Origin of the sequence: Microcoleus sp. SVA1B4, assembly GCF_036700545.1 — a bacterium.
In the GTDB taxonomy this organism is placed as follows: domain Bacteria; phylum Cyanobacteriota; class Cyanobacteriia; order Cyanobacteriales; family Microcoleaceae; genus Microcoleus.
The window spans coordinates 1-21,556 of sequence record NZ_JAUBPB010000092.1 but is presented as its reverse complement, the minus strand read 5'-3'; the positions used below and the strand labels follow the sequence as shown (position 1 = coordinate 21,556).

The following is a 21,556-nucleotide window of genomic DNA, read 5'->3' as shown; positions in this document are numbered from 1 at the left end:
TTAAAAGTTTTTTTTAGTTATTTAGTAATGCACAAATTTAGGTGTTTGTCAAATTAATTTAGATGCGTTTACCCTGCTCATAACCCTGCTCTCGCAAGCGGTAAAGTTGCAGCGTTCCGTCTTCCCAAAACCATACTTCAGGCACACCCATCAGCCGATATTTCTGAAGTTTAATCGGACTGCCGCTAGTAATCACCACCTCAATGCACAAGTCAGGAACATCCTTATCTGTCCCGAAACAATAAGACAAATCTGACTGATATTCGACAACACCTTCAATTATCTGGCTATAACTGCCACTGGGAAAAAACTCAACTTCCTTTACTTCAAAGTAGAGCAAAAGCAATCCGGCAATTATGGATTGAACCGCCTCATGAGGTTTACTAATTCCCACAATTTCTAATACTCCTTCACAGTAAAATAACCGCACTGCCGGCACATCCTCAAAACTAGCTTGAATAGCCTTGAATTGATGCCATGTCAAACCGCGGCAAGTGAAACGTTGTTCGACTGCAGGAGAAGTTGTTAGATTGTCTACAGTTTGAACCATGACTGTCCTATTGATGTTCAAAATGGTAGCTTAGGGCGCGGGGAGGGCGGGTTTACGACATCATTAGTTTTAGACATTGATGATTTGTAAAGCCTGCCCCTACTGTTTAATTTTAGCTTAGTGGCTCGATTCCCGCCAAATCCAAAATTTGAGGAATTAAATCTTCTCGTTTGACGGCCATCATGTGAACTCCTTGACAAATCTGCCGCGCTAGCTTGACTTGTTCGGCAGCAATTTTTATGCCTTCCTGCAAGGGTTCTGGAGCTTTTGCTAAACGATCGATCGTCTCTTGTGGGATGTGAACTCCCGGCACGTATTTTTTAATAAATTCAGCATTTTTAGCTGATTTAAACAAAAATATCCCTGCTAAAATTGGTTTGTTGCAGCCCGCAGCAATATTGTGCATAAACTTATCTAAAAGTTCAAAATCTGTTATTAATTGACTCTGAAAAAACTGTGCTCCAGCCTCTACTTTTTTCTCAAATCGACTTTGCAAACCAGACCAACTGGGGCATTGCGGATCGACGGCAGCACCGACAAATAAATCGGTAAATCCGTCTGTTAAAGGTTTGTCATTCCAGTCTTTGCCGCCATTCATTTTTTGGATGACTTGTAACAGTCGTACTGATTCAAAGTCGAATACACTTTTTGCTTTAGGATGGTCGCCCGCTTTGACGGGATCGCCTGTAAGTGCCAATACATTGCGGATGCCTAAAGCGTGGGCTCCCATGAGATCCGCTTGCAGGCCAATTTGATTGCGATCGCGACAAGCAACTTGACAAATTGGCTCAATTCCGTGCTGCACTAAAATCGCCGAAACTGCTAGGGGGCACATTCGCAAAACTGCGCGACTCCCGTCTGTGACATTAATGGCGTGCACTCTGTTTTTGAGGCGTTCAGCCATTTGAATTGTGTGAGTTATGTCGCCGCCTTTTGGGGGGGCAACTTCGGCGGTAATTATAAATTCTCCGGGGGTGGTGCAGGCTGTGCGAAAGCGGTTCATGATTATTTGTCTGTTATTGGTTATTTGTTATTTGACAGTTGACAGTTGACAGTTGACAGTTGGCAGTTGACAGTTGACAGTTGACAGTTGGCAGTTGACAGTTGACAGTTGGCAGTTGTCATGGGAGCATCTCAGTTTTGTAAAAAGCATTTTTTTTATTGTAGTGCGAGCGTCCCCGCTCGCGTATTGTACAATACGCGAGCGGGGACGCTCGCACAGTAAATGCAAAACTGAGAAGCTCCCGTTGTCATCCTTAACCAGTAACCAATAACAACTAACAACTAACAACTAAACAGGTAAAGAATAACCGAAAGCGGTCTTAACCTTAGTTAGAGTTTGATTAGCAATAGCTTCTGCTTGTTCTCTTCCGCGACGTAGTACAGACTCTAAATATCCCGGATCGTCCATTATTTCCTTGTATTTATCCTGAATAGGTTTGAGGGCATTAATTGTCGTCTCTGTCAGCAAGGGTTTAAAATCTCCCCAACCCATGTTTTCACACTCCGCTGCTACTTCTTCCTTAGATTTGCCGGAAAGCAGGAGATAAAGTGTCAGCAAATTTCTAGCTTCGGGGCGATCGGGAGCGTCAAATGTCAAACCCCGCACGGCATCTGTTTTACAGCGCTTGATTTTTTTGGCGATCGTATCTGGCGAATCCAATAAATTAATTCGACTTTGTTCGGAAGGGTCAGATTTTGACATTTTGCGCGTGCCATCTGTCAAACTCATTACCCTCGCACCGTCAGTCCGAATTAACGGTTCGGGAAGTTTCAATACTGGCTTTTCGGGTGTGCCGAATTGGTGATTTAATCTGATGACAATATCGCGGGTGAGTTCCAAATGCTGTTTTTGGTCTTCTCCCACTGGCACTTTGTCGGCATCGTAAAGCAAAATGTCTGCTGCCATTAACACGGGATAATTTAGCAAACCGGCGTTGACATTTTCACCTTGTTTAACTGCTTTTTCTTTAAACTGAATCATATCTTCGAGCCAGTTAATCGGCGTAATACAGTTGAGCAGCCATGCTAGTTCTGTGTGCGCCGAGACGTGGGATTGCACGAAAATAGTAGAATATTCTAAATCGATGCCGCAAGCTAAATACAGTGCGGCGATCGTGTAAGTGTCGGAGGCTAGAGTTGCTGGATTGTGCGGTGCGGTAATTGCGTGCAAATCGACTACGCAGAAGTAATTTTCGTACTGACTTTGATTCTCTACCCAGTTGCGAATGGCACCGAGATAATTGCCGAGGTGAAGATTGCCGGTTGGCTGAACTCCAGAAAGAACGCGCTTTTTGCCCATGAGGAAAGAATAGAATAGAATTCACATTTCTATATTGACACGTTATTTCAATTTCAGAGCCTCTAATTTTCTGGCGGTTGACTGTTGACTGTTGACTGCTGACTGCTGACTGCTGACTGCTGACTGTTGACTGTTGACTGTTGACTGCTGATAACTAACAACTGACAACTGACAACTGACTAATTACCAATCTGTCAGCAACCTTGCTTTCCGCAAAACAAATGTCAGAACAGTTTCTTCGCCGGTAATAATATCCGCTCTGCCTTCCATTCCCGATTGAATCGAATACTGGCGGGGGACATTAGCCTCGGAGTTTCCCAAGACTTGGCCGGGGGCGGATTTGAGTTTTGTTAAATAAGTTTGTTCGGGCTTAATTGCCACTTCGTAATAAGCTGTACCTAAATTATTAGTGGGATTTTGAGTGGCGATCGCATCTGGGGCGATTTCGCTGACAGTTCCTTTTAATGTGCCGTAATCGGGGAAAGGCAAAGCCGAAATCCTGATCTGTACGGGTTGGCCGATTTGGATGCGAGCGATGTCTTGGGATGTCACCTTGGCTTTGACTACCAGGGGTACGTCGCTGGGGACGATTTGGGCGATCGCGCTGCCGGCTTGTACGGTTTGACCAGTATTTCGTACTTCCAATCTGAGAATTGTACCATCAGCGGGCGCGCGGATAACGCTATTTTCGAGTTTTAACTCAAGTTGATTTAGTTGTTTTTTAGCTTGAATTAATTGTTGTTGAAGGGACGATCGCTTAACGAGAAAAACCCGCCGACTTCGACCCAGCCTCTCGGCGACATCCGGCAGCGGTGTGGCGATTTTTACTAAAGCGGATTCGATTAATTCCTGTTGGGCGGAACTTTCACTTTGGATGCTTTTAAATTGGGCGCTGGCCAAAATTTGATTTTCTAAGTCGCGCAGTTGCTGGTTGATTTGCTGTGCTGTGGTTTGAGACTGATTAATTATTTCTTCTAACTGTTTTTTTTGAGCGCCCAAACGCGAAGCGTCTATAACTGCGATCGCATCTCCTTCTTTTACTGTCTGATTCTCTCTGACAGCAATGCTTTCGACGGTTCCTTCGGTTGCTGCTTGCACGACGCGCACTTCTCCGGCTGGACGGACGATCGCGTCTGCTTTGACTGTAGCGCTGTATTTGGTGACGCTAGCGAGGGCGATCGCCCCGCCAAAGGTCGCCACCATCAAAATGCCCCCCAAAGTCGTCCAGCGGCTGACAGGGGGCAAAAACTGGTCGTTATCAAAGGTTTCAGCGGGTGTGGCTTCGGGAGTGAGAGACATGGCGGCAAGGGGGAGAGAGGAATAGTTTGGAGTTTGGAGTTTTGAGTTGGGGGGGAGGGAGAGATCGCTGATTTGTTTTGTCACTTTTACTCTCACCTTTCCGGAAACCAAGAAGAGGTTTAGAAGTCTAAATCAAAATTCACAGGGTAAAGGTAAAAATCCGCACAGCTTTGCCGTTCCCACCCACAACTTCGCCAAATATCAAGAGGAGTGAAGCCAGCGGGCTACTGTCATTCGATTTTAGATTTTAGATTTTAGATTTTGGATTGACTTGCGCGAGATAAATGCTCTTTCTTGAGGATTTTCGATTTGGGATTGATTCCACGGATAAATCACGTGGCGGGTACCACCTTTGAAATTCGTGGTCATGAAAATACGGCGTTTCCGCCATAACTTTTGGCGCTGTTACCGGGTTTTTACTGTATGCGTAGGTAGTAAGTAAGTACATAGGTATCAATAGGAGTTATTTATGCCAGAAAACCAACAAGGTTCACTCTTCATCGAACTAACCGATGGAGAATCTGCTACTGTCAACGGTGGCTGCATTACCAGCGGTGTTAGTAGCGCTAATAACAACAGCGAGACGGATAACAGCAGCAGCTATGGCCTGAATATGCTGTTTTTCCTGCCACCGCCTAGGCAGTTTTATCTGTACGATCCGAGCCGCGATCGCCCTTACCCAACTCTAGTGGTTTAGATAGCTGAGTCAAGTTGTGCGATCGAGTAAATTTTGAAATTTTATCAGTAGTATTCCGGAGGTCGTACAGAACCACAAGAAGTATTACTCAGTATTTACACTAGGGTCTAGAAATTAAATAATATTTCTAGTTTTCCTTCAATTTTATTAAGTTAAACGGAGTCCAATCATGAAAGAAACAAAGGACAATTCACTGTTTGCTGAACTTACATCTGAAGAATCAGCTAGCGTCAACGGCGGTCACTATTATGCCAATCGATACAATTGTCACCGGCAGCGGCGCAGTTGGGTCGTGTACCGCCGGAATTACGACGGTTCATACAGAAGAGTAGTCCGCTACGCCTACTACTAAAGTTTAGTGCTAGTCAATTCAGATTTATAACTGTGGAATCGAGAAAGCACCCATAACTTTATGGGTGCTTTTTGCTGATTGGGTAGTTGGTGATGAGTAATCTTCTTTATGCTCTACCATTATTCATTTTGCAAAATGTTAAAGAACATCCCTTTGATCGGCAAAGTGCCATTATTCGGACAAGTTAACAGGTTTAAGAAATATCACGTTGTTCTCCAGCAGAGCGAAGAAGATTGCGGGGCGGCTTGTTTGGCTTCGATCGCGAAATTTTACGGACAAAATTTTACTATTAGCCGCTTGCGAGAATGTGCGGGCACCGACCAAAAAGGGACGAGTTTACTTGGCTTGAAACAAGGTGCTGAGGCGATCGGCTTTAATGCTCGATCCGTGCGAGCAGCCGCTGCAATTTTAGACAAGCTCGATGATGCCCCTCTACCGATGATTATTCACTGGAGCGGCTCTCACTGGGTTGTTTTGTACGGAAAACAGGGCAACCAATATGCGATCGGCGATCCAGCCGTCGGTATGCGCTATGTTTCTAAAGCAGAATTATCAGCAGCTTGGACAGATTGGCTGTGCTTGCTAGTAGAACCCGATGCTGAGCGGTTTTTTGCAGCAGCAGAGGGTCAACCGCCCGCCAATTCTTTAGAAAAATGGATGCGCCGGATTGGGATTTATCGCCCGCTTTTAATGGAAGCATTTTTGCTAAATGCAGTGTTGGGTTTGCTGTCAATTTCTTCGCCTTTTCTAGTTCAAATGCTCACCGACGACATCCTGGTGCGGGGAGACAGACAACTCCTGGCAAGCGTGGCGATCGCAGTTATAGTTATGAACCTTTTTAGCAGCAGTTTAGGATTGGTAGAGTCGAACTTAATTGCTCAGTTTTCCCAGCGTTTAGAATTGGGATTGGTGATGGAATTCGCGCGCAAATTCCTGCGATTGCCTTTGAGTTTTTACGAAACCAGACGCAGTGGCGAAATTGTCAGTAGATTACAAGATATCCAAGAAATCAATAAATTAGTTTCTCAAGTCGCTATCAGCTTGCCTAGTCAATTTTTTATAGCTGTAGTTTCTTTTATTTTTATGTTATTTTACAGCAAGGAACTGACTTTAGCAGCTACAGCTATAGCTCTGTTAATGACTGCCTCTACAGTGGTATTTCTGCCCGTATTGCAGCAAAAAACGCGCAGTTTATTTGTGCTGGAAGCAGAAACTCAAGGCGTTTTAGTAGAAACTTTTAAAGGCGCGCTGACGGTCAAAACTACTACCAGCGGTCAGCAACTTTGGGAAGAATTTCAAACCCGCTTCGGTCGCTTAGCAAAGCTGAATTTCCGCACTACACAAATTGGCATTCTCAACAATATATTTTCGGGTTTTGTTGCCTCTGCTGGCAGCATTACTCTGCTGTGGCTTGGTAGCGGTTTAGTGATTGACAAGGTATTGAGTATCGGTCAGTTGCTAGCGTTTATTAGTATGAATCAAAACGTTACTACTTGGGTAAATTCGCTCGTAGGATTTACTGATGAAATGACTCGCGTGCAGACAGCAACTCAAAGGCTGTCGGAAGTGATCGATGCTGAACCGGAAACTAAAGACAATACGAATAAACCTTTTGTAACTATTCAAGACCGCGACGGTATTGTTTGCAAGAGTGTTAATTTTCACTACCCCGGCAGACTTGACTTGCTGGAAAATTTTTCTGTCACATTTCCCGGCGGTCAAGCAATTGCTTTAATCGGCCATTCCGGCTGCGGAAAAAGTACGCTCGCAAAAGTAATTGCTGGTCTGTACCCGCTGCAATCTGGTAATATTAGAATAGGCGGTTACAACTTGCAGGATTTGTCTCTCGACAGTCTCAGACAGCAGGTTGTATTGGTTCCCCAAGAAGCGCATTTTTGGAGCCGTTCGATTCTAGAAAATTTTCGATTGGGCAGTCCAGATATCAGCTTTGAACAGATTGTGAAAGCGTGTAAAATTGCGGGCGCGGATGAATTTATCAGCCAATTGCCGGATAAATATCAAACTGTTTTAGGAGAGTTTGGAGCGAATATTTCTGGCGGACAAAGACAAAGATTGGCGATCGCCCGCGCCATTCTCAACAACCCACCAGTATTGATTTTAGACGAATCTACCGCAGGGCTTGACCCCGCAAGCGAAGCGGAAGTTTTAGAACAGTTGTTGATGTATCGGCACGGGAAAACGACGATTTTTATCAGTCACAGGCCGCGAGTGATCGATCGCGCCGATTGGATTATCATGTTAGAACGCGGCCGGTTGAAAATGCAAGGCTCGGCTGCAAAATTGCGATCGATTCCCGGAGATCATTTAGAGTTTTTGCATCCTTGAGCGAGTTAATAAAACAACAGGTTGAAATCTGTCGCTACACAAACAACACCGGGATCATCTCACTTTTGCACCCCACCCCAACCCTCCCCGAACCGGCAGGGAGAAAGTAAGAAATTCACAAATGCTGCGAGGATTTCTATATCGTTGGCGGTTGCATGGGAATAATAAAATCGAGTCAACAGTTAACACTCAACCATTCAGTTTTTCGACCTGCCCGTCAACAGTCAACAGTCAACAGTCAACAGTCAATAGTCAACAGTCAACAGTCAACAGTCAACATTTATGATGAGTGCAACCGGAATTGAGATCACTCATGACTAATAACTTCTCTAAGATTCTTGAGCCAAAGTACATCGATCGCACAATCCGAAAAACTCCAAAGTGTGATAATAAATTTTGAAAGAATGAGATTGTTGTAGTTGGCTTTCTAAGTGGTGGACGGGGCATTCGTCGATCGTAATTGACGCGCCACATTCCAGACAAGTTAAGTGATGTTGATCTTGGTGGGCGGCACCGTACAGAGACTCGCCACTAGCAAGCGTTCTGACGTGAACGAACCCCTCTCGCTTTAAACCGTCGAGGGAGCGGTAAACGGTTGCTAGGCCCATGCTTTGGTCGCTGTTACGCAGTTCTAAGTAGATATCTTGCGCTGAGAGCGCTCGATTCAGGACTTTGAGCAAGTTTAAAATACGCTCCTGACTGCGGGTGCGGTTGGTTCTCATAATTTTTTTGTGTAATCTGCTAGAGTCAAATCTGTCCCTATTTCTAGGCTATCTTACTTGGGCCAACCAAATGGCGATCGGCGCGCAGCTCGGTTGTAGAATACAATGGGGCTAACTTTCACATCACCTACGGCAACATTCCCGTGACTCAGAAATATCTTGCCCAAATCTATGTTACCCTCCGCCCTTCTGTTTTAGATCCCGCCGGCACTGCCGTACAGTCTGGCTTGCAACACATGGGATACGACAATGTTGAGCGTGTGCGAATCGGGAAGTACGTTGAATTGACGCTGACTGCTGCTGGTGAGTCGGAGGCGCGCGAACAACTTGATCGCGTTTGCGACCAACTTTTGGCCAATCCAGTGATTGAAAATTATCGCTTTGATTTGACTGAAATTCCTGTTGCTGTGGAGACAGCGGCGGCATAAATGCGATCGTCCCTAGGGTGTTTTGAAACCCGGAGATCCCCCCTAACCCCCCTTAATAAGGGGGGGACAAGAGGTTCTCAAAATCTCTGTTAAAAAGCGGGCACTCGGAACACTCAAAGTCAACCCCTACTCCCCTTATTAAGGGGGATTTAGGGGGATCTAGACTTTGATATAAGAGAGAAAAACATAAGATTTCAGTCTTATGTTGACACCTCTTCCTTCTTCCTGACATCCGTTACATCCGTTACATAATCCGTTGCCGAACTTCCTTCTTCCCTCTTCCTTCAGCTTATGAAATTTGGAGTTATTGTTTTTCCGGGTTCAAATTGCGATCGCGATGTGGTGTGGGTGACTCAAGGGTTACTCCACCAACCGACGCGGATGATTTGGCACGAAGATACCGATATTTCGGATATTGATATCATTGTAATTCCCGGTGGTTTCAGTTACGGAGATTATTTGCGGTGCGGCGCGATCGCCCGTTTTTCTCCGGCGATGCGGGCTACTGCGGAACACGCGAAACAAGGAAAGCTTGTACTGGGTATTTGCAACGGTTTTCAGGTGTTGACTGAAGCTGGTTTATTGCCCGGTGCTCTGGTGCGGAATGCGGGATTGAATTTTATTTGCGATCGGGCTTCTTTGAAAGTCGAACGCGGTAATACTCGTTGGACTGCGGCTTATACTACGGGTGAAATCATCGATTTGCCGATCGCCCACGGTGAAGGCAACTATTATGCTGATGCCGATACTTTAGCAGAGTTAGAAGACCACGAACAAGTGCTGTTTCGCTACTGCACAGAGGCGGGCAAAATTAGCGATGCTGGGAATCCCAACGGTTCGTTAAATAATATTGCCGGTATTTGCAATCGCCAAGGCAATGTATTAGGAATGATGCCGCATCCAGAACGGGCATCCGATCCGATGTTGGGCGAAACTGATGGGGTGAAATTGTTTCAAGGGTTGCTGATGGCAACTGTTGCTGCTGTTTTGTAGTTGATATTTGCGGTGTCTATGATTTTAGGAACAGGCAAGATGCCTGTTCCACAACAGATTAAATTTATTGGGGTGCGGGCCGGAAAGCCCGCTCTTTGCAACAGGCTTTCCGGCCTGTTCCACAACAGATTAAATTCTTCTACAAATAGACATCTCCAATAATTACTGTGGAACAGGCATCCTGCCTGTTCTTGACAAGCTTTAACTGGTTCCCAGGCTCCAGCCTGGGAACCTATATCCAGAGGCTCTGCCTCGCTTTAAAGCGACGCATCCTACAAAATTAAAAATGCTAAAATGATTTGAAAGTCAATACATCGGAAAACAGTCCTATGCCTTCACCTTTTCCTGGAATGGATCCCTACTTAGAACACCCCGATTTCTGGCAGGAAACTCATCATTGGTTAATTTCTGCGATCGCGGCATCCTTAGTCCCTCAAATTCGCCCTAAATATGAGGTTGCAATCGACAAACGCATCTATGAAATTACCGATCCAAATGACAGTAACAGCGACTCCCTTTTAGTAGGTATCCCCGATGTCGCGATTAAGCGTCAATCTAATAACCCGAATATTCCTACAGATTCAGTTGCCACTTTAACTATAACACTTCCGACTACCGTTAAAGTGCCTGCTCCTGAAAAAATTAAACAGACTTACCTGGAAGTGAGAGAAATGGCAACGAAACAAGTTGTCACCGCAATTGAAATTCTTTCTCCCGTGAACAAACGTAGTGGAGAAGGAAGAATTACTTATCTCAAAAAACGCCAGAGTATTTTAGGTAGCTTAACCAATTTAGTGGAAATCGATTTACTACGAAAATGGGAATATATGCCCATTATTAATAATTCTATTCAAAGCGATTATCGGGTTTTAGTCAGTCCCAGTAATCGCCGTCCGTTTGCCGAACTTTATGCTTTTAATCTCCGCGATTCTCTACCTATATTTCCGCTTCCCTTGCGCGAGGAAGATGTAGAACCTATTGTTAATTTACCAGAAATATTTGCAGGTATTTACGATCGCGCTGGCTATGATTATCGGATCGATTATAATCGAGAACCCGTACCGTCTCTATCGGAAGAAGATGGGGTTTGGGCTACTCAAATTTTGCAAGAAAAAGAACTTCGAGATAATTAATATTGTCAGCAACAGGCAAGATGCCTGTTCCACAAGAAATTTACTCTTTGTGGAACAGGCATCTTGTGTCAGCAACAGGCAAGATGCCTGTTCCACAAGAAATTTACTCTTTGTAGAACAGGCATCTTGCCTGTTCATGAAAGACTTAGTGAGAATGGTGCATAATGTGGATTTCAACCCCCGACGGACTAAACGGCAGCCGGCAAGATATAATTACTACTAACTTTTGAAAATAAAAATATTTATTGTATGCCGCTAATGGACTTAGCTAATTTTAAAACTAGGGTAATTGGATGCAGTGCGGTGATGGCTATTGGACAAGTTATTTCAAATGCGATCGCGAATCCGGGAACTCAAGCAGCAGCGGGTATGATCGGCGGCCCGATCGCACTTGGGGGAGTTTCTATCTTAGCAGCGATTGCTGGTAGTCTCGCTGAGACTATGGCCGCTGATGAACTGGCAAATCGGATGACGGAAGGGTTGAGCAAAAATCCGAGGATTCTCGATAATCACGATTTGATTAAGGCGGCGGGTGAGGCGATCGGCTATATTTTGAGAGAGGTTGCGAAGTCCGATCGCCTAATTGCGATCGCCGAAACCAAAAAATTGCCTTATCCAGAAACAGCACTCAGTCAATTAGCCGAGAAAACTCCTGAATACTGGCTGGATATTAACACGAATACAGCCGACTTGTCAAGGGGTTTAAATATTTCCGAAGACCAGTTAACCAAGATTTTTTCTGCCGATGCCGAGGAGTTCGATCGAGTTACCGGATTGACAACGGCAGATTGGGCAACTTTCGTCAACGAATTCGCGGCCAGCGAGGGGAAATCCTTCGATGCGGAAATTGTGGAATTTGTGGCGGACAAACTGTACGCAACTTTCCCGAAAGCGTACCGCGAAGTGCTGAAACTCGATGCGGCGAAGGGAGGAGAAAAGTTTGCCGCGATGCTGTTGAATCTGCACCAAATTGCTTTGGCAGAACTGAGAGATTTGGGGCTGCAAAATGGAGAAATTCTGCACAAATTGGAGGCTGTGGCAACTGGGCAGCAGATTTGTCAAGTGATGGTGAAATTGTCAGCGATCGAAATTGGCATCCGGGACGATTTGGCGCAAATAAAAACATCACTGGAACGATTTGTTGATACTTCCGCGCCTCAATTGCCGCTTCCCTACGAGTGCGAAACGATTATTAAAGACCGGACTCAAGACTTTACCGGCCGCCGATTTGTGTTTGAAGCAATTATCGAATTCTTGCAGAAAAAGCCGAAAGGATATTTTGTTTTAGAAGCCGATCCAGGTGTCGGGAAAACTTCAATTATGGCGAAGTTAGTGCTGCTGATGAAGCGGCGCTGTGTTGTCCATTTTAACTCGCAATCTCAAGGCACGGTTAAGGCAAAGCAATTTCTTGAAAATGCCTGCACTCAGTTAATTCAAACCTTTAAACTGGATTACCCAAAATTGCCAGAAAATGCGACTACAGATGGCAACTTTCTCAGTCGATTGTTGGGGGAAGTCAGTCCTAAATTGGGCGGAAAAAAGTTAGTTTTTGTTGTGGATGCCCTCGATGAAGTCGATATGAGCGATCAGGGGCGTGGCAGCAATGTCCTCTATTTGCCTGATGCTTTGCCGGATAATGTTTATTTTATTGTGTCGAAGCAGCCGAAAACTCTGCCTTTGCCAAATCATCAAGTTTTCGATCTGATGCAGTACAGTGCAGAAAGTTTGGCTGATGTCAAGGTTTATATTGACAAACGCACGGGGAACAGCGCGTCTATTCAGAGTTGGATTAACCGTCAGAATTTGCAGCGCGAACAATTTGTGGCGGCGGTGGCGGAAAAAAGCCAGAATAATTTTATGTATCTGCGCTATGTGCTGAATGATATCGACAGCGGCAAGTACAGCGATGTGAATTTGCAAGATTTGCCGAGGGAGTTGGAAGGATATTATGAGAAGCATTGGGCGCGGATGGAAATGGCGGTTAGAGATAGGGAACTGCGCCGCCGGAAGTTGAAGGTGATTTATTTGTTGACGAAAACTCGCAAGCCTGTTTCTTGCGATATTTTGGCGGATTTTGCTGAGGAAGATGCTTTGGATGTGCAGGAAGTTCTGGATGATTGGGAACAGTTTTTGCGGCGTAGCGGTGATGTTTCTCCCGATTACAGTATTTATCACGCGAGTTTCCAAAGATTTCTCCACCGTATCGATGTGGTGCAGAAAGCTGGGGTGTCGCTGCGGGATATCGGAACGGCGATTTCTGATAATTTATGGGAGGATTTGTACGGCGATGAGTAAATTTAAAGAACGGTTGGGGAAACTGTCGCCGAAAAAGCGGCTTTATGCTTTGGAAACTCTGCCGGGGCATTTGGCGGAGAGTGTTCAAGGGGAACGGCTGCATCAGTTGTTGACGGATTTTGATTTTATTGAGGCGAAACAGGATGCGTTGGGGGTGCAGCCGCTAATTGAGGATTATGATTTAGCGAGAAATTCTGATGTGTTGCTGTCGCCGGAGCCAAGTGAAACTCTGAGATTGATTCAAGGGGCAATTCGCAAGTCGGGCCACGTTTTGGAAAAGGATAAAATGCAGCTTGCAGGGCAACTATTGGGTAGGTTGTTGGATTTTGAAATACCTGAGATTCAGGGGATGCTGGTACAAGCAAAGGAGTGGAAAGATGCCCTTTGGTTGCGGCCTTTGAAAGCTAATTTAGAGCGGGCAAATGAAGGGGATCTGCGGACACTTGCCGGTCATACTGACACGGTATGGGCAGTGGCGCTCGCACCAGACGGAAAAACAGTGATTTCGGGTTCAAAGGATAAAACTTTAAAAATCTGGGACGTAGACAGTGGCAGAGAACTGAGAATTCTGACTGGTCATACTGACTGGGCAAATGCGGTGGCGATCGCACCCGACGGCAAAATAGCGATTTCGGGTTCAAATGATAAAACCCTAAAAATCTGGGACACCGAGACAGGTCGGGAACTGAAAACTCTGACCGGTCATACTGACGCGGTACTAGGAGTAGCGATCGCACCAGACGGAAAAACAGCAATTTCAGCTTCAAGGGATCGCACCCTAAAAATTTGGGATACAAACAGCGGCAGTGAACTGAGAACTCTCATCGGTCATACTGACTGGGTAAAAGCGGTGGCGATCGCACCGGACGGTCTAACAGCGATTTCGGCTTCAGCGGATAACACCCTGAAAATTTGGGACACAGACAGCGTTCGGGAATTGAGAACTCTCATCGGTCATACTAGCGCGGTCTATGCATTGGCGCTCGCACCGGACGGAAAAACAGCGATTTCTGGTTCAAATGATGAAACCCTAAAAATCTGGGACATCAACAGTGGCAAAGAATTGAGAACTCTCACCGGTCATACTAGCGCGGTACATGCAGTGGCGATCGCACCGGATGGCCTAACAGCGATTTCAGCTTCATTTGATAACACCCTGAAAATCTGGGATACCGAGACAGGCTCAGAACTGAAAACTCTCATCGGTCATAGTTCCTTGGTAACAGCAGTTGCGATCACATCGGACGGAAAAACAGCGATTTCGGGTTCAAATGATAAAACCCTAAAAATCTGGGAGACAGACAGCGACAGAAAACAGAAAACTCTCACCGGTCATAGTGACGAGGTAAGAGCAGTAGCGCTCGCACCAGACGGAAAAACAGCGATTTCGGCTTCAGACGATAAAACCCTAAAAATCTGGGACACTGAGACAGGCTCAGAACTGAAAACTCTCACCGGTCATACTTACTCGGTAAGAGCAGTAGCGCTCGCACCAGACGGAAAAACAGTGATTTCAGCTTCATTTGATGACACCCTGAAAATCTGGGACACAGACAGCGGTCGGGAACTGAAAACTCTCATCGGTCATACTAAATTGGTATTAGGAGTGGCGATCGCGCCAGACGGAAAAACAGCGATTTCAGCTTCATTTGATGACACCCTGAAAATCTGGGATACAGACAGTGGCAGTGAACTGCGAACCTTCACCGGTCATACTAGCTATGTAAGTGCAGTGACGATCGCACCAGACGGAAAAACAGCAATTTCAGCTTCAAGGGATCGCACCCTAAAAATCTGGGATACAAACAGCGGCCGTGAACTGAGAACTCTCATTGGTCATACTGAATCGGTAACAGCAGTGGCGATCGCACCCAACGGCCTAACAGCAATTTCCGCTTCCTTGGATAAAACCCTGAAAATCTGGGACATTTACAGCGGCCGGGAACTGAAAACTCTCACCGGTCATAGTGACGAGGTAAATGGAGTGGCGATCGCACGCGACGGAAAAACAGCGATTTCCGCTTCAGACGATAAAACCCTGAAAATCTGGGATCTGCTTAGTGGCAAAGAAATTGCTAGTTTCAGCGGAGAACATGGGTTTATTTGCTGTGCGATCGCGCCTGATGGAGTGACAGTTGTAGCGGGCGATCGATCGGGCCGGGTGCATTTCCTGCGATTGGAGGGAGTTAGCGGCGGGCGATAATCGGATTTTTGGGTCGATTGGGGCGATCTAATACCCGGCGGTTGGAAACCGCGTCTACACAAACGATGTCCGCCTACGCGGACGAAGAGGGTATTTGGAGATTGAAAATCATCGTGTGAAATCTTCAACCCGCGAAGGCGGGTTTTGTCTGTGTAGACGCGGTTTCAACCGCCGGGTTTTTTGGATTTCAACCGCCGGGTTTTTTGTGGATGGGCGATCGGGTTTTTTGTGGATGTGCGATCGGGTTTTTTGTTGATCCGGCGATCGGGTTTTTTGTGGATGGGGCGATCGGGTTTTTGTGGATGGGCGATCGAATTTTTGTGGATGGGCGATCGGGTTTTTTGTGGATGGGCGATCGAATTTGATTTGTTAGTCCGTTAGTTAGTCCGCGCCAGGGGCTAGTTGGTTCGTTGCCGAGTCCGCCAGGGGTTGAAACCCCTGTCTCATAGCGAAAGTCCTCTGAAAGAGGACTGAAGAGTTAATTGATGTGTATCGGTTTCATGCGAATTTTCAGTCGGTTTCAACCGACTTTAGCTATTAGACGGGGGTTTCAACCCCCGGCGGGCTGTGTCACAAAGCAGACAAATTTTCACTCGGTTTCAGGGCGATCGAATTTGAGAGAAATGTCCGATCGGGCAATAAGTTGTTAACCAATAAGTGATTAATAGGAACCCGATTAGTGCGAGCGTTACTTGTTTCTCGGATTCTATCAGGTTCAAAAAAATTGTGAGTAAAATAAACGGGTTTTGCATCATTTGTTTTTGTAAGTGAGTCTGGTCAAATGTTGGTAACATATTTTTTTGGATAGGCAAGCGTGTAACAATTATGCGGCCTATCTTTTTTTACCACCACACAGATCAATCCTTACCCCGTTTGGATTTAGGGCGGGTTGTCACCCCCCCAGCACACTACCAATCCTATTTTTTAACAGTAACTTGCAAATAAAGCAGCGGGTCTTCAGCAACCCAACCCAAACCCGAATTGTACCGAACTTCAAAATGCAAATGAGATGGCGGAATGTCGCGTTTTCCAGTCGTCCCCACAGTTCCCAAAACTTCTCCAGACTGCACTTTTTGACCGACTTTTACCACAATATCTTTCAAATGAGCGTAGCGGGTTTGCTTCCCCGCTTGATGGTTCACCACCACTAAATTCCCGTAATCCCCCTGCGGCCCAGCAAAGGCGACAGTCCCCTCGCCCGCCGCCAAAACCTGCGTACCCTCCGACGCCAAAAAATCTACGCCACTGTGGAAAAAAAATTCGCGCCGCGCCGGATGCAATTGCCGCCCGTAACGCAAAGCTTCCACTGCAGGGGCGGGCAGCGGAAATCCTTGCACCGATGGCGTTGCATCGGGATTGATAGAAGGCCCGATCGACCTATTCACCGCTGGCACAAACACCGTTTTCCCCAAAGGTCTGCACCCATTCGCCTCAAATAGCAAATCTGCAGGCACTTTGTAAGCTTCTGCCAGTTTTTGCCAATTCGAGCCCGCAGGCACTTCAACCTCGATGCCACTGTACGGAGGAATGACGATCGCACTTCCAGCAGATACTCCACCGCCCCGCAACATCGGATTTATCCCGATCAGCGCCGCAGGAATCACATTGTACTGCCGCGCGATGCTTTCTATTGTTTCGCCCTGGGCCACCGTGTGGCGGCGCAACCGAGACCTAGCCGGACTCGGGCAATCGCGGGCGGGGTCGGGGTTTTCTACAGGTGTACCTAAAGGAAGATTTGCAGGTGGGATTTCGGTATTTGCCGCCGTTTTCTCAACGGGTGCGATCGACCAAATTAGTGCAAAAATCAGCAGAAATAAGCGTTTCAAAGTCATTATGTACATAAAAAAGTATTCATTTCGGACAGTTGACAATTTTAAAATCCTGTAAAATTGCATATTTACAAGCTCTAGCCACCCCCCAGACTGTAAATCCCAGGCTAAGCCAAGTTAGGATGAGAATTATTAGTTTGATTCGCTCTTGGCAAATCCGGCAAAATTGCCTGTGATGCCGATGGGCGCCTGCCTGTTAACAGCTATGTTCTTGAGGAAGCGGTACGCCCCGCCCCGCTTCCTTCCCGTCGCCAAGACAAAAAAGCTTGATTCGGAACCTGTCTGCGGGGATGAGGTATTTAGCGGGAGTTATTAAATGAGTTTATCTTTTAAGCAAGCGACCCTTTATGTGACTCTGCTGTCAATCGGCGGAGGTATGGGATGGTTGGGAAATCGCTATCTGCAAGGCTCAAACAATCTGGAAACCGGATTGGTTTTGCCAGTAGTACGCCAGCAAATCCCCCCCTATTCGTCTCCTCCAGTTCTGGAAAATCGGGCAGTCGATCGCAGCAATCCCAATTTTATTGCTGAAGCAGCCGAAAAAGTCGGCCCGGCTGTAGTGCGGATTGACGCATCAAGCAAGGTGGCGAATCAAGTGCCGGAAGCATTCAAAAATCCTTTGTTTCGTCGGTTTTTTGGGGAGAATTTGCCACAGCCGGAAGAACGAGTCAAAAGAGGTACGGGTTCCGGGTTTATTCTCACTTCTGATGGCCGCATCGTTACTAATGCTCACGTTGTCTCCGGGACGGATACTGTCAAGGTGACGCTCAAAGACGGCCGCGAGTTTGAGGGTAAGGTGCAGGGAGTCGATCCGCTGACGGATGTCGCTGTGGTTAAGATTAATGCTAAGGAACTGCCGCAGGTGGCTTTGGGTCGATCGGACAATATTGTACCGGGACAGTGGGCGATCGCGATCGGCAATCCTTTAGGTCTGGACAATACCGTGACTGTGGGCATTATCAGCGCTACGGGTCGATCGAGTTCTCAAGTCGGCATCCCAGACAAGCGAGTCCGCTTCATCCAAACCGATGCTGCCATCAACCCCGGCAATTCTGGTGGCCCCCTGCTCAACGACCAAGGCGAAGTCATTGGCATCAATACCGCCATTCGCGCCGACGCTCAGGGCTTGGGATTTGCAATTCCGATCGAAACCGCCAAACGAATTTCCGATCAGTTATTCGCCAAAGGTAAAGCCGAACATCCCTATCTCGGCATTCAAATGGTCAGCTTGACAGCAGCCACCAAGGCCGAACTCAACAAACAGCTCGATAGTAATAAAATTACCCTCGATCGAGGCGTAGCCGTGGCGCGAGTCGTGGAAAATTCCCCCGCTCAAAAAGCCGACTTGCGTCCCGGAGATGTCATTCTAAAAGTTGACGGAATTGCGGTTAACACTCCCGGTGACGTGCAAGAACGGGTGGAAAACACTGTTGTGGGCAAGGAACTCGAACTGGAAATTAACCGTTTGGGTCAAGTTCAGAATATTAAAGTACGTCCGGGTGCTTTTCCCTTATCGGGTAGCTCCGCCGGTGGGTAATACCATTTTCGATTTTCGATTAAAGAATTAAGAATGACTTACTGCATAAGGATTTGGAGCTTATCTGCAGTTGCATTCTTTTTTTAAATTGGTATTAGTTGCAAGGGTGGAGGATGGAAGATGAATCTGATGCTTTATAGTCCTGGAAGCAGTAACCGGGTTTTTTTACCAAAATCCTCGGTGTAGCGCGAGGGATAGCCGGTTAACAGCCCGGTTTCTTAATTCCCTGTGCCTCCATGATTCAGGATTATGGATTTTTCTGAACAACTTTCATCTTTCTTGCTTCCCCAACCCGTTGATCTTTTTACTTGTCTTTGGGTGAGTTTGGTTTAATCGAGCTGGTGCTTGCTAAATTTTCTTCGAGGTGCATCCTTTGCTCCATTTGCCTCAAAAAATAGCCTGTCATCATCGCTGAAGCTAGCAAACCTGCTAAGTTTTCGCGATCGGTGGTAATTTCGACGTTAAAATTTTCTGAAGGCAAAACGCCGACAAGTCCTTGAACGTTATGAGAGATTATTTCTCTGATGTCGGGGCTGACGGACTTGGCGACGCGGGCTAGAACCTCCGGGGATTGGTGTTGGAGGTACTTCAGCAGTGGATTGACTGCGGTTTGTTGGGCATTGGATGTGTCAAAGTCAGGGTGAAAAACCATTTGGCGATTCTTAATTTCTGGCTGGTTACATTCTACTTCAAACTACTCGTCATTGCTTGGGTACAAATTTGCCTGAAAGTCAAGTTGCAATTGTTTTGGCAGTTGGTCTACTTGAAAGTACCGATGAAATTTCTCGGTAACTTGTAACCAATACGACCGCCCCTCAGCAGGCCGCCGTTTGCGGACGAAACCCATTTCTACCAGTTCCTGCACTTGTTGGTAAGCTCCTGAACCTCGCAAGTTAACTAAATCTGGCTGAGCGATGCCGCCTTTGAGGGCGATCGCAGCCAGCGTCCGCAAAGCTCCCACACCTAATTCTGGAGGTATTAAAGTTTGCATTAAACTGGCAAACTCTTCTCTGAGTTGCAGGCTGTATCCTGTGGGGGTTTCGACGACTTCTAATGCACTGTCGCGGTGGGACGAGTCAGACATGAGTTCGATGATGGCGTCTTCGGCTTCGGCTCGATCGCACTTGGCAATCTCGGCAATTTCTGCGATCGACACTGGCTGACCTTTTAAGTAAAGTATGGCTTCTATTGTTGTGGCTAAGCGAGTCATTTGGGAATTAGTAATGAGGAATTGGGACGTTGAAAGAAGAAGGAAGAAGCAAGAAAGAAGAAGGACTCAGGAAAACAACTGTTATCCCTCTTTCCGTAACTTCCGTGTCGTGAATAATGAGAGTTAGGAATAAACATTCCCCTTACACAAATTATTAATAGTGTAGGTTAGGTTGAGAAACAAAACCTACACTATTAATTTTCTTTTTTTATATCAATCCGAGACGCAGGAATATATAACGTTTCTAGCTCTCCTGAGCTTATGGTAAAATATATCAACCAATACAGATGACGGGGCTAGGACCGATTTTTGGTAAAAAAATATGGGGTCAGTCTTGTTAAGAAGCCCCATCAGTTAAAAATGTTACCTCAATCATACCAAATTTGTTTCCAACAGCAGCTCAAAAACACCGAATACTTGACTGTGACTATTTTAGTTTTTCTGCTCCCAACCCATAAACAAGTGAGTATTGAGTTATTGGCGAAATTGATGCCATACCCAATCATGTTTGAGAGCCGACGACGTTCTATTCAACGATTTCTCAAGCTACCTATCCTCAAGATTGAAAAGCTTTGGTTTCCTGTGCTTAAATATATCTGGAGAACTCAATTTAAAAAGAAACAAGAGTTGAAGGTCGCCATTGATAGAACGCAGTGGCGAGATAAAAATATGTTGATGATTAGCCTGATTGGGGACAAGAGAGCTTTACCGTTGTAGTAGCAGATATTGCATTCGCTGTGGCTGTAGCAACATCCGAGAACAACAAAGCTTAATCTGCCCCATTCTTGGTCTGCTAAAAAAATATAAAATGGTCCTTTTAGGAAACGCCTGAATTTGCGATCGTTTAAGCTGGCAAGTGGGCTGTGTGAAAAGAACATAAGGTGTGTTTTGAGAGTAAAACAGGGACACTATATTCAAGGAGAAGGAGAGGAATTTAAGCGGTTGAGTGAGTGTGGTTTAGTAGCAGGTACGAGCTTTTATTTGACAGGAGTTAAAATCAGCAGCAAGGATGGGGCTGTTTTGATGTCGCGGGTTATGGGCAACGAAAATATCGAAATAGTGGCGAAGATGAAGGCTGGTATTTACTCACCAAGATCCGCAAATTGAAACAAGCTGTAACAGCGTTTAAATGTCGCAGTGGTATCGAAGCAATGTTTAAGGACTGTCAAACCGTCGGCTATAATCTTGAAAAGAGTTACCCTTGTGACGACCGCCTCAAAACTTTAATATTATAAAACTTTAATATTTTTAATAGCTTTAGCTTATAGTTGCTTATAGTTGTGCGATTTTACAAGGACACAAGCTCAAGCTTATGGGAATTCCGAAATAGATCGGTCGCCTTACGGTCGTCGAGGCGATCGCAACGCCGTCATAGTAGCTTTTGAATTGGATTATACGGTCAATCGTGGGCGCAGCGAAGCGGAGGGAGCTTTGCCATGCACCTATTGCGGAATTGATGAAAATTAGACGCAATCAGCTCCTATTCCCTCAGATTAGCAACCCGGACTTTTAGCAACGGAAAAAGCAATAGTATCCCAGTGATGCCACTGCGTCTTTGTAGAGACGGAAAAAAAATAAGGGTAAAAAACCCTGAAGACTGCAGAGAAATTAAGTCATCATCATCACCATGTAGAAAGAGAGGTCAAGCCCTCGGTCTATT

At 46.0% G+C, this 21,556-nt stretch carries 20 protein-coding genes; 12 read left to right on the top strand and 8 right to left on the bottom strand.

Translation table 11 applies throughout. From position 1 onward, the window contains the following. Positions 1–58: 58 nt before the first annotated feature. From QT987_RS27240 to QT987_RS27225, 4 genes are all read right to left on the bottom strand, one after another. Positions 59–550, bottom strand: coding sequence for a Uma2 family endonuclease (locus QT987_RS27240; protein ID WP_333246365.1), 492 nt, complete (start codon positions 548–550; stop codon positions 59–61). A 112-nt stretch (positions 551–662) separates the two neighbouring features. Further along, positions 663–1,553: a methylenetetrahydrofolate reductase gene (locus QT987_RS27235; RefSeq protein ID WP_333246364.1), complete on the bottom strand. Its 891-nt coding sequence runs from the start codon at positions 1,551–1,553 to the stop codon at positions 663–665. A 288-nt stretch (positions 1,554–1,841) separates the two neighbouring features. Further along, entirely contained in the window at positions 1,842–2,852 is a 1,011-nt protein-coding gene (gene trpS / locus QT987_RS27230) for a tryptophan--tRNA ligase (protein ID WP_333246361.1), read from the bottom strand. 183 nt (positions 2,853–3,035) lie between these two features. Beyond that, the gene (locus QT987_RS27225; RefSeq protein WP_333246359.1) at positions 3,036–4,235 is read right to left on the bottom strand and encodes an HlyD family efflux transporter periplasmic adaptor subunit; all 1,200 of its coding nucleotides are present in this window, start codon (positions 4,233–4,235) and stop codon (positions 3,036–3,038) included. A gap of 385 nt (positions 4,236–4,620) precedes the next feature. Here QT987_RS27225 and QT987_RS27220 point away from each other — a divergent pair, with 385 nt between their 5' ends. The 3 genes from QT987_RS27220 to QT987_RS27210 all read left to right on the top strand — a co-directional run bounded on the left by QT987_RS27220 (position 4,621) and on the right by QT987_RS27210 (position 7,546). Beyond that, positions 4,621–4,848: a secretion protein HlyD gene (locus QT987_RS27220; RefSeq protein ID WP_333055472.1), complete on the top strand. Its 228-nt coding sequence runs from the start codon at positions 4,621–4,623 to the stop codon at positions 4,846–4,848. Positions 4,849–5,017: 169 nt separating this feature from the next. Further along, positions 5,018–5,200 carry a hypothetical protein gene (locus tag QT987_RS27215; protein ID WP_333055473.1) on the top strand — a complete coding sequence of 61 codons (183 nt, stop codon included), beginning with the start codon at positions 5,018–5,020 and terminating at the stop codon, positions 5,198–5,200. A 135-nt stretch (positions 5,201–5,335) separates the two neighbouring features. Beyond that, positions 5,336–7,546, top strand: a complete 2,211-nt coding sequence (locus QT987_RS27210; RefSeq protein ID WP_333246357.1) for a peptidase domain-containing ABC transporter — start codon at positions 5,336–5,338, stop codon at positions 7,544–7,546. Between the two features lie 329 nt (positions 7,547–7,875). On the opposite strand, the gene QT987_RS27205 is transcribed toward QT987_RS27210, so the two are convergent. Beyond that, entirely contained in the window at positions 7,876–8,268 is a 393-nt protein-coding gene (locus tag QT987_RS27205; protein ID WP_242715401.1) for a Fur family transcriptional regulator, read from the bottom strand. A gap of 143 nt (positions 8,269–8,411) precedes the next feature. Here QT987_RS27205 and purS point away from each other — a divergent pair, with 143 nt between their 5' ends. From purS to QT987_RS27175, 6 genes are all read left to right on the top strand, one after another. Continuing rightward, positions 8,412–8,696: a phosphoribosylformylglycinamidine synthase subunit PurS gene (gene purS / locus QT987_RS27200; protein WP_333042010.1), complete on the top strand. Its 285-nt coding sequence runs from the start codon at positions 8,412–8,414 to the stop codon at positions 8,694–8,696. Between the two features lie 291 nt (positions 8,697–8,987). Then, positions 8,988–9,689: a phosphoribosylformylglycinamidine synthase subunit PurQ gene (gene purQ / locus QT987_RS27195; RefSeq protein WP_333246354.1), complete on the top strand. Its 702-nt coding sequence runs from the start codon at positions 8,988–8,990 to the stop codon at positions 9,687–9,689. Between the two features lie 329 nt (positions 9,690–10,018). Continuing rightward, positions 10,019–10,822: a DUF4058 family protein gene (locus QT987_RS27190; RefSeq protein ID WP_333246352.1), complete on the top strand. Its 804-nt coding sequence runs from the start codon at positions 10,019–10,021 to the stop codon at positions 10,820–10,822. A gap of 249 nt (positions 10,823–11,071) precedes the next feature. After that, a complete protein-coding gene (locus QT987_RS27185; protein ID WP_333246350.1) occupies positions 11,072–13,117 on the top strand; it encodes an ATP-binding protein in 2,046 nt (681 codons plus the stop codon). Further along, positions 13,110–15,320 (top strand): beta-propeller domain-containing protein, encoded by a 2,211-nt coding sequence (locus QT987_RS27180; RefSeq protein WP_333246348.1) that lies wholly within the window; start codon positions 13,110–13,112, stop codon positions 15,318–15,320. The genes QT987_RS27185 and QT987_RS27180 overlap by 8 nt, the downstream gene beginning before the upstream one ends. Before the next feature lie 180 nt (positions 15,321–15,500). Continuing rightward, positions 15,501–15,701 (top strand): hypothetical protein, encoded by a 201-nt coding sequence (locus tag QT987_RS27175; RefSeq protein WP_333246346.1) that lies wholly within the window; start codon positions 15,501–15,503, stop codon positions 15,699–15,701. Between the two features lie 536 nt (positions 15,702–16,237). Here the strand turns inward: QT987_RS27175 and QT987_RS27170 are convergent. Further along, complete coding sequence (locus QT987_RS27170) at positions 16,238–17,152, bottom strand: peptidoglycan DD-metalloendopeptidase family protein (protein WP_445299728.1); 915 nt, start codon at positions 17,150–17,152, stop codon at positions 16,238–16,240. A gap of 313 nt (positions 17,153–17,465) precedes the next feature. Here QT987_RS27170 and QT987_RS27165 point away from each other — a divergent pair, with 313 nt between their 5' ends. Then, positions 17,466–18,686 carry an HhoA/HhoB/HtrA family serine endopeptidase gene (locus tag QT987_RS27165; protein WP_333246342.1) on the top strand — a complete coding sequence of 407 codons (1,221 nt, stop codon included), beginning with the start codon at positions 17,466–17,468 and terminating at the stop codon, positions 18,684–18,686. A gap of 304 nt (positions 18,687–18,990) precedes the next feature. Here the strand turns inward: QT987_RS27165 and QT987_RS27160 are convergent, their stop codons facing one another. Together QT987_RS27160 and scpB are read right to left on the bottom strand one after the other, a co-directional pair. Then, positions 18,991–19,338: a DUF760 domain-containing protein gene (locus QT987_RS27160; RefSeq protein WP_015177249.1), complete on the bottom strand. Its 348-nt coding sequence runs from the start codon at positions 19,336–19,338 to the stop codon at positions 18,991–18,993. A gap of 42 nt (positions 19,339–19,380) precedes the next feature. Next, entirely contained in the window at positions 19,381–19,896 is a 516-nt protein-coding gene (scpB, locus tag QT987_RS27155; protein WP_333081868.1) for an SMC-Scp complex subunit ScpB, read from the bottom strand. A gap of 309 nt (positions 19,897–20,205) precedes the next feature. On the opposite strand from scpB, the gene QT987_RS27150 reads away from it, so the two are divergent. Further along, positions 20,206–20,613, top strand: coding sequence for a hypothetical protein (locus QT987_RS27150; protein ID WP_333246340.1), 408 nt, complete (start codon positions 20,206–20,208; stop codon positions 20,611–20,613). Positions 20,614–20,784: 171 nt separating this feature from the next. Next, positions 20,785–21,003, top strand: coding sequence for a hypothetical protein (locus tag QT987_RS27145; RefSeq protein WP_333246339.1), 219 nt, complete (start codon positions 20,785–20,787; stop codon positions 21,001–21,003). The last annotated feature ends 553 nt before the right edge of the window (positions 21,004–21,556 follow it).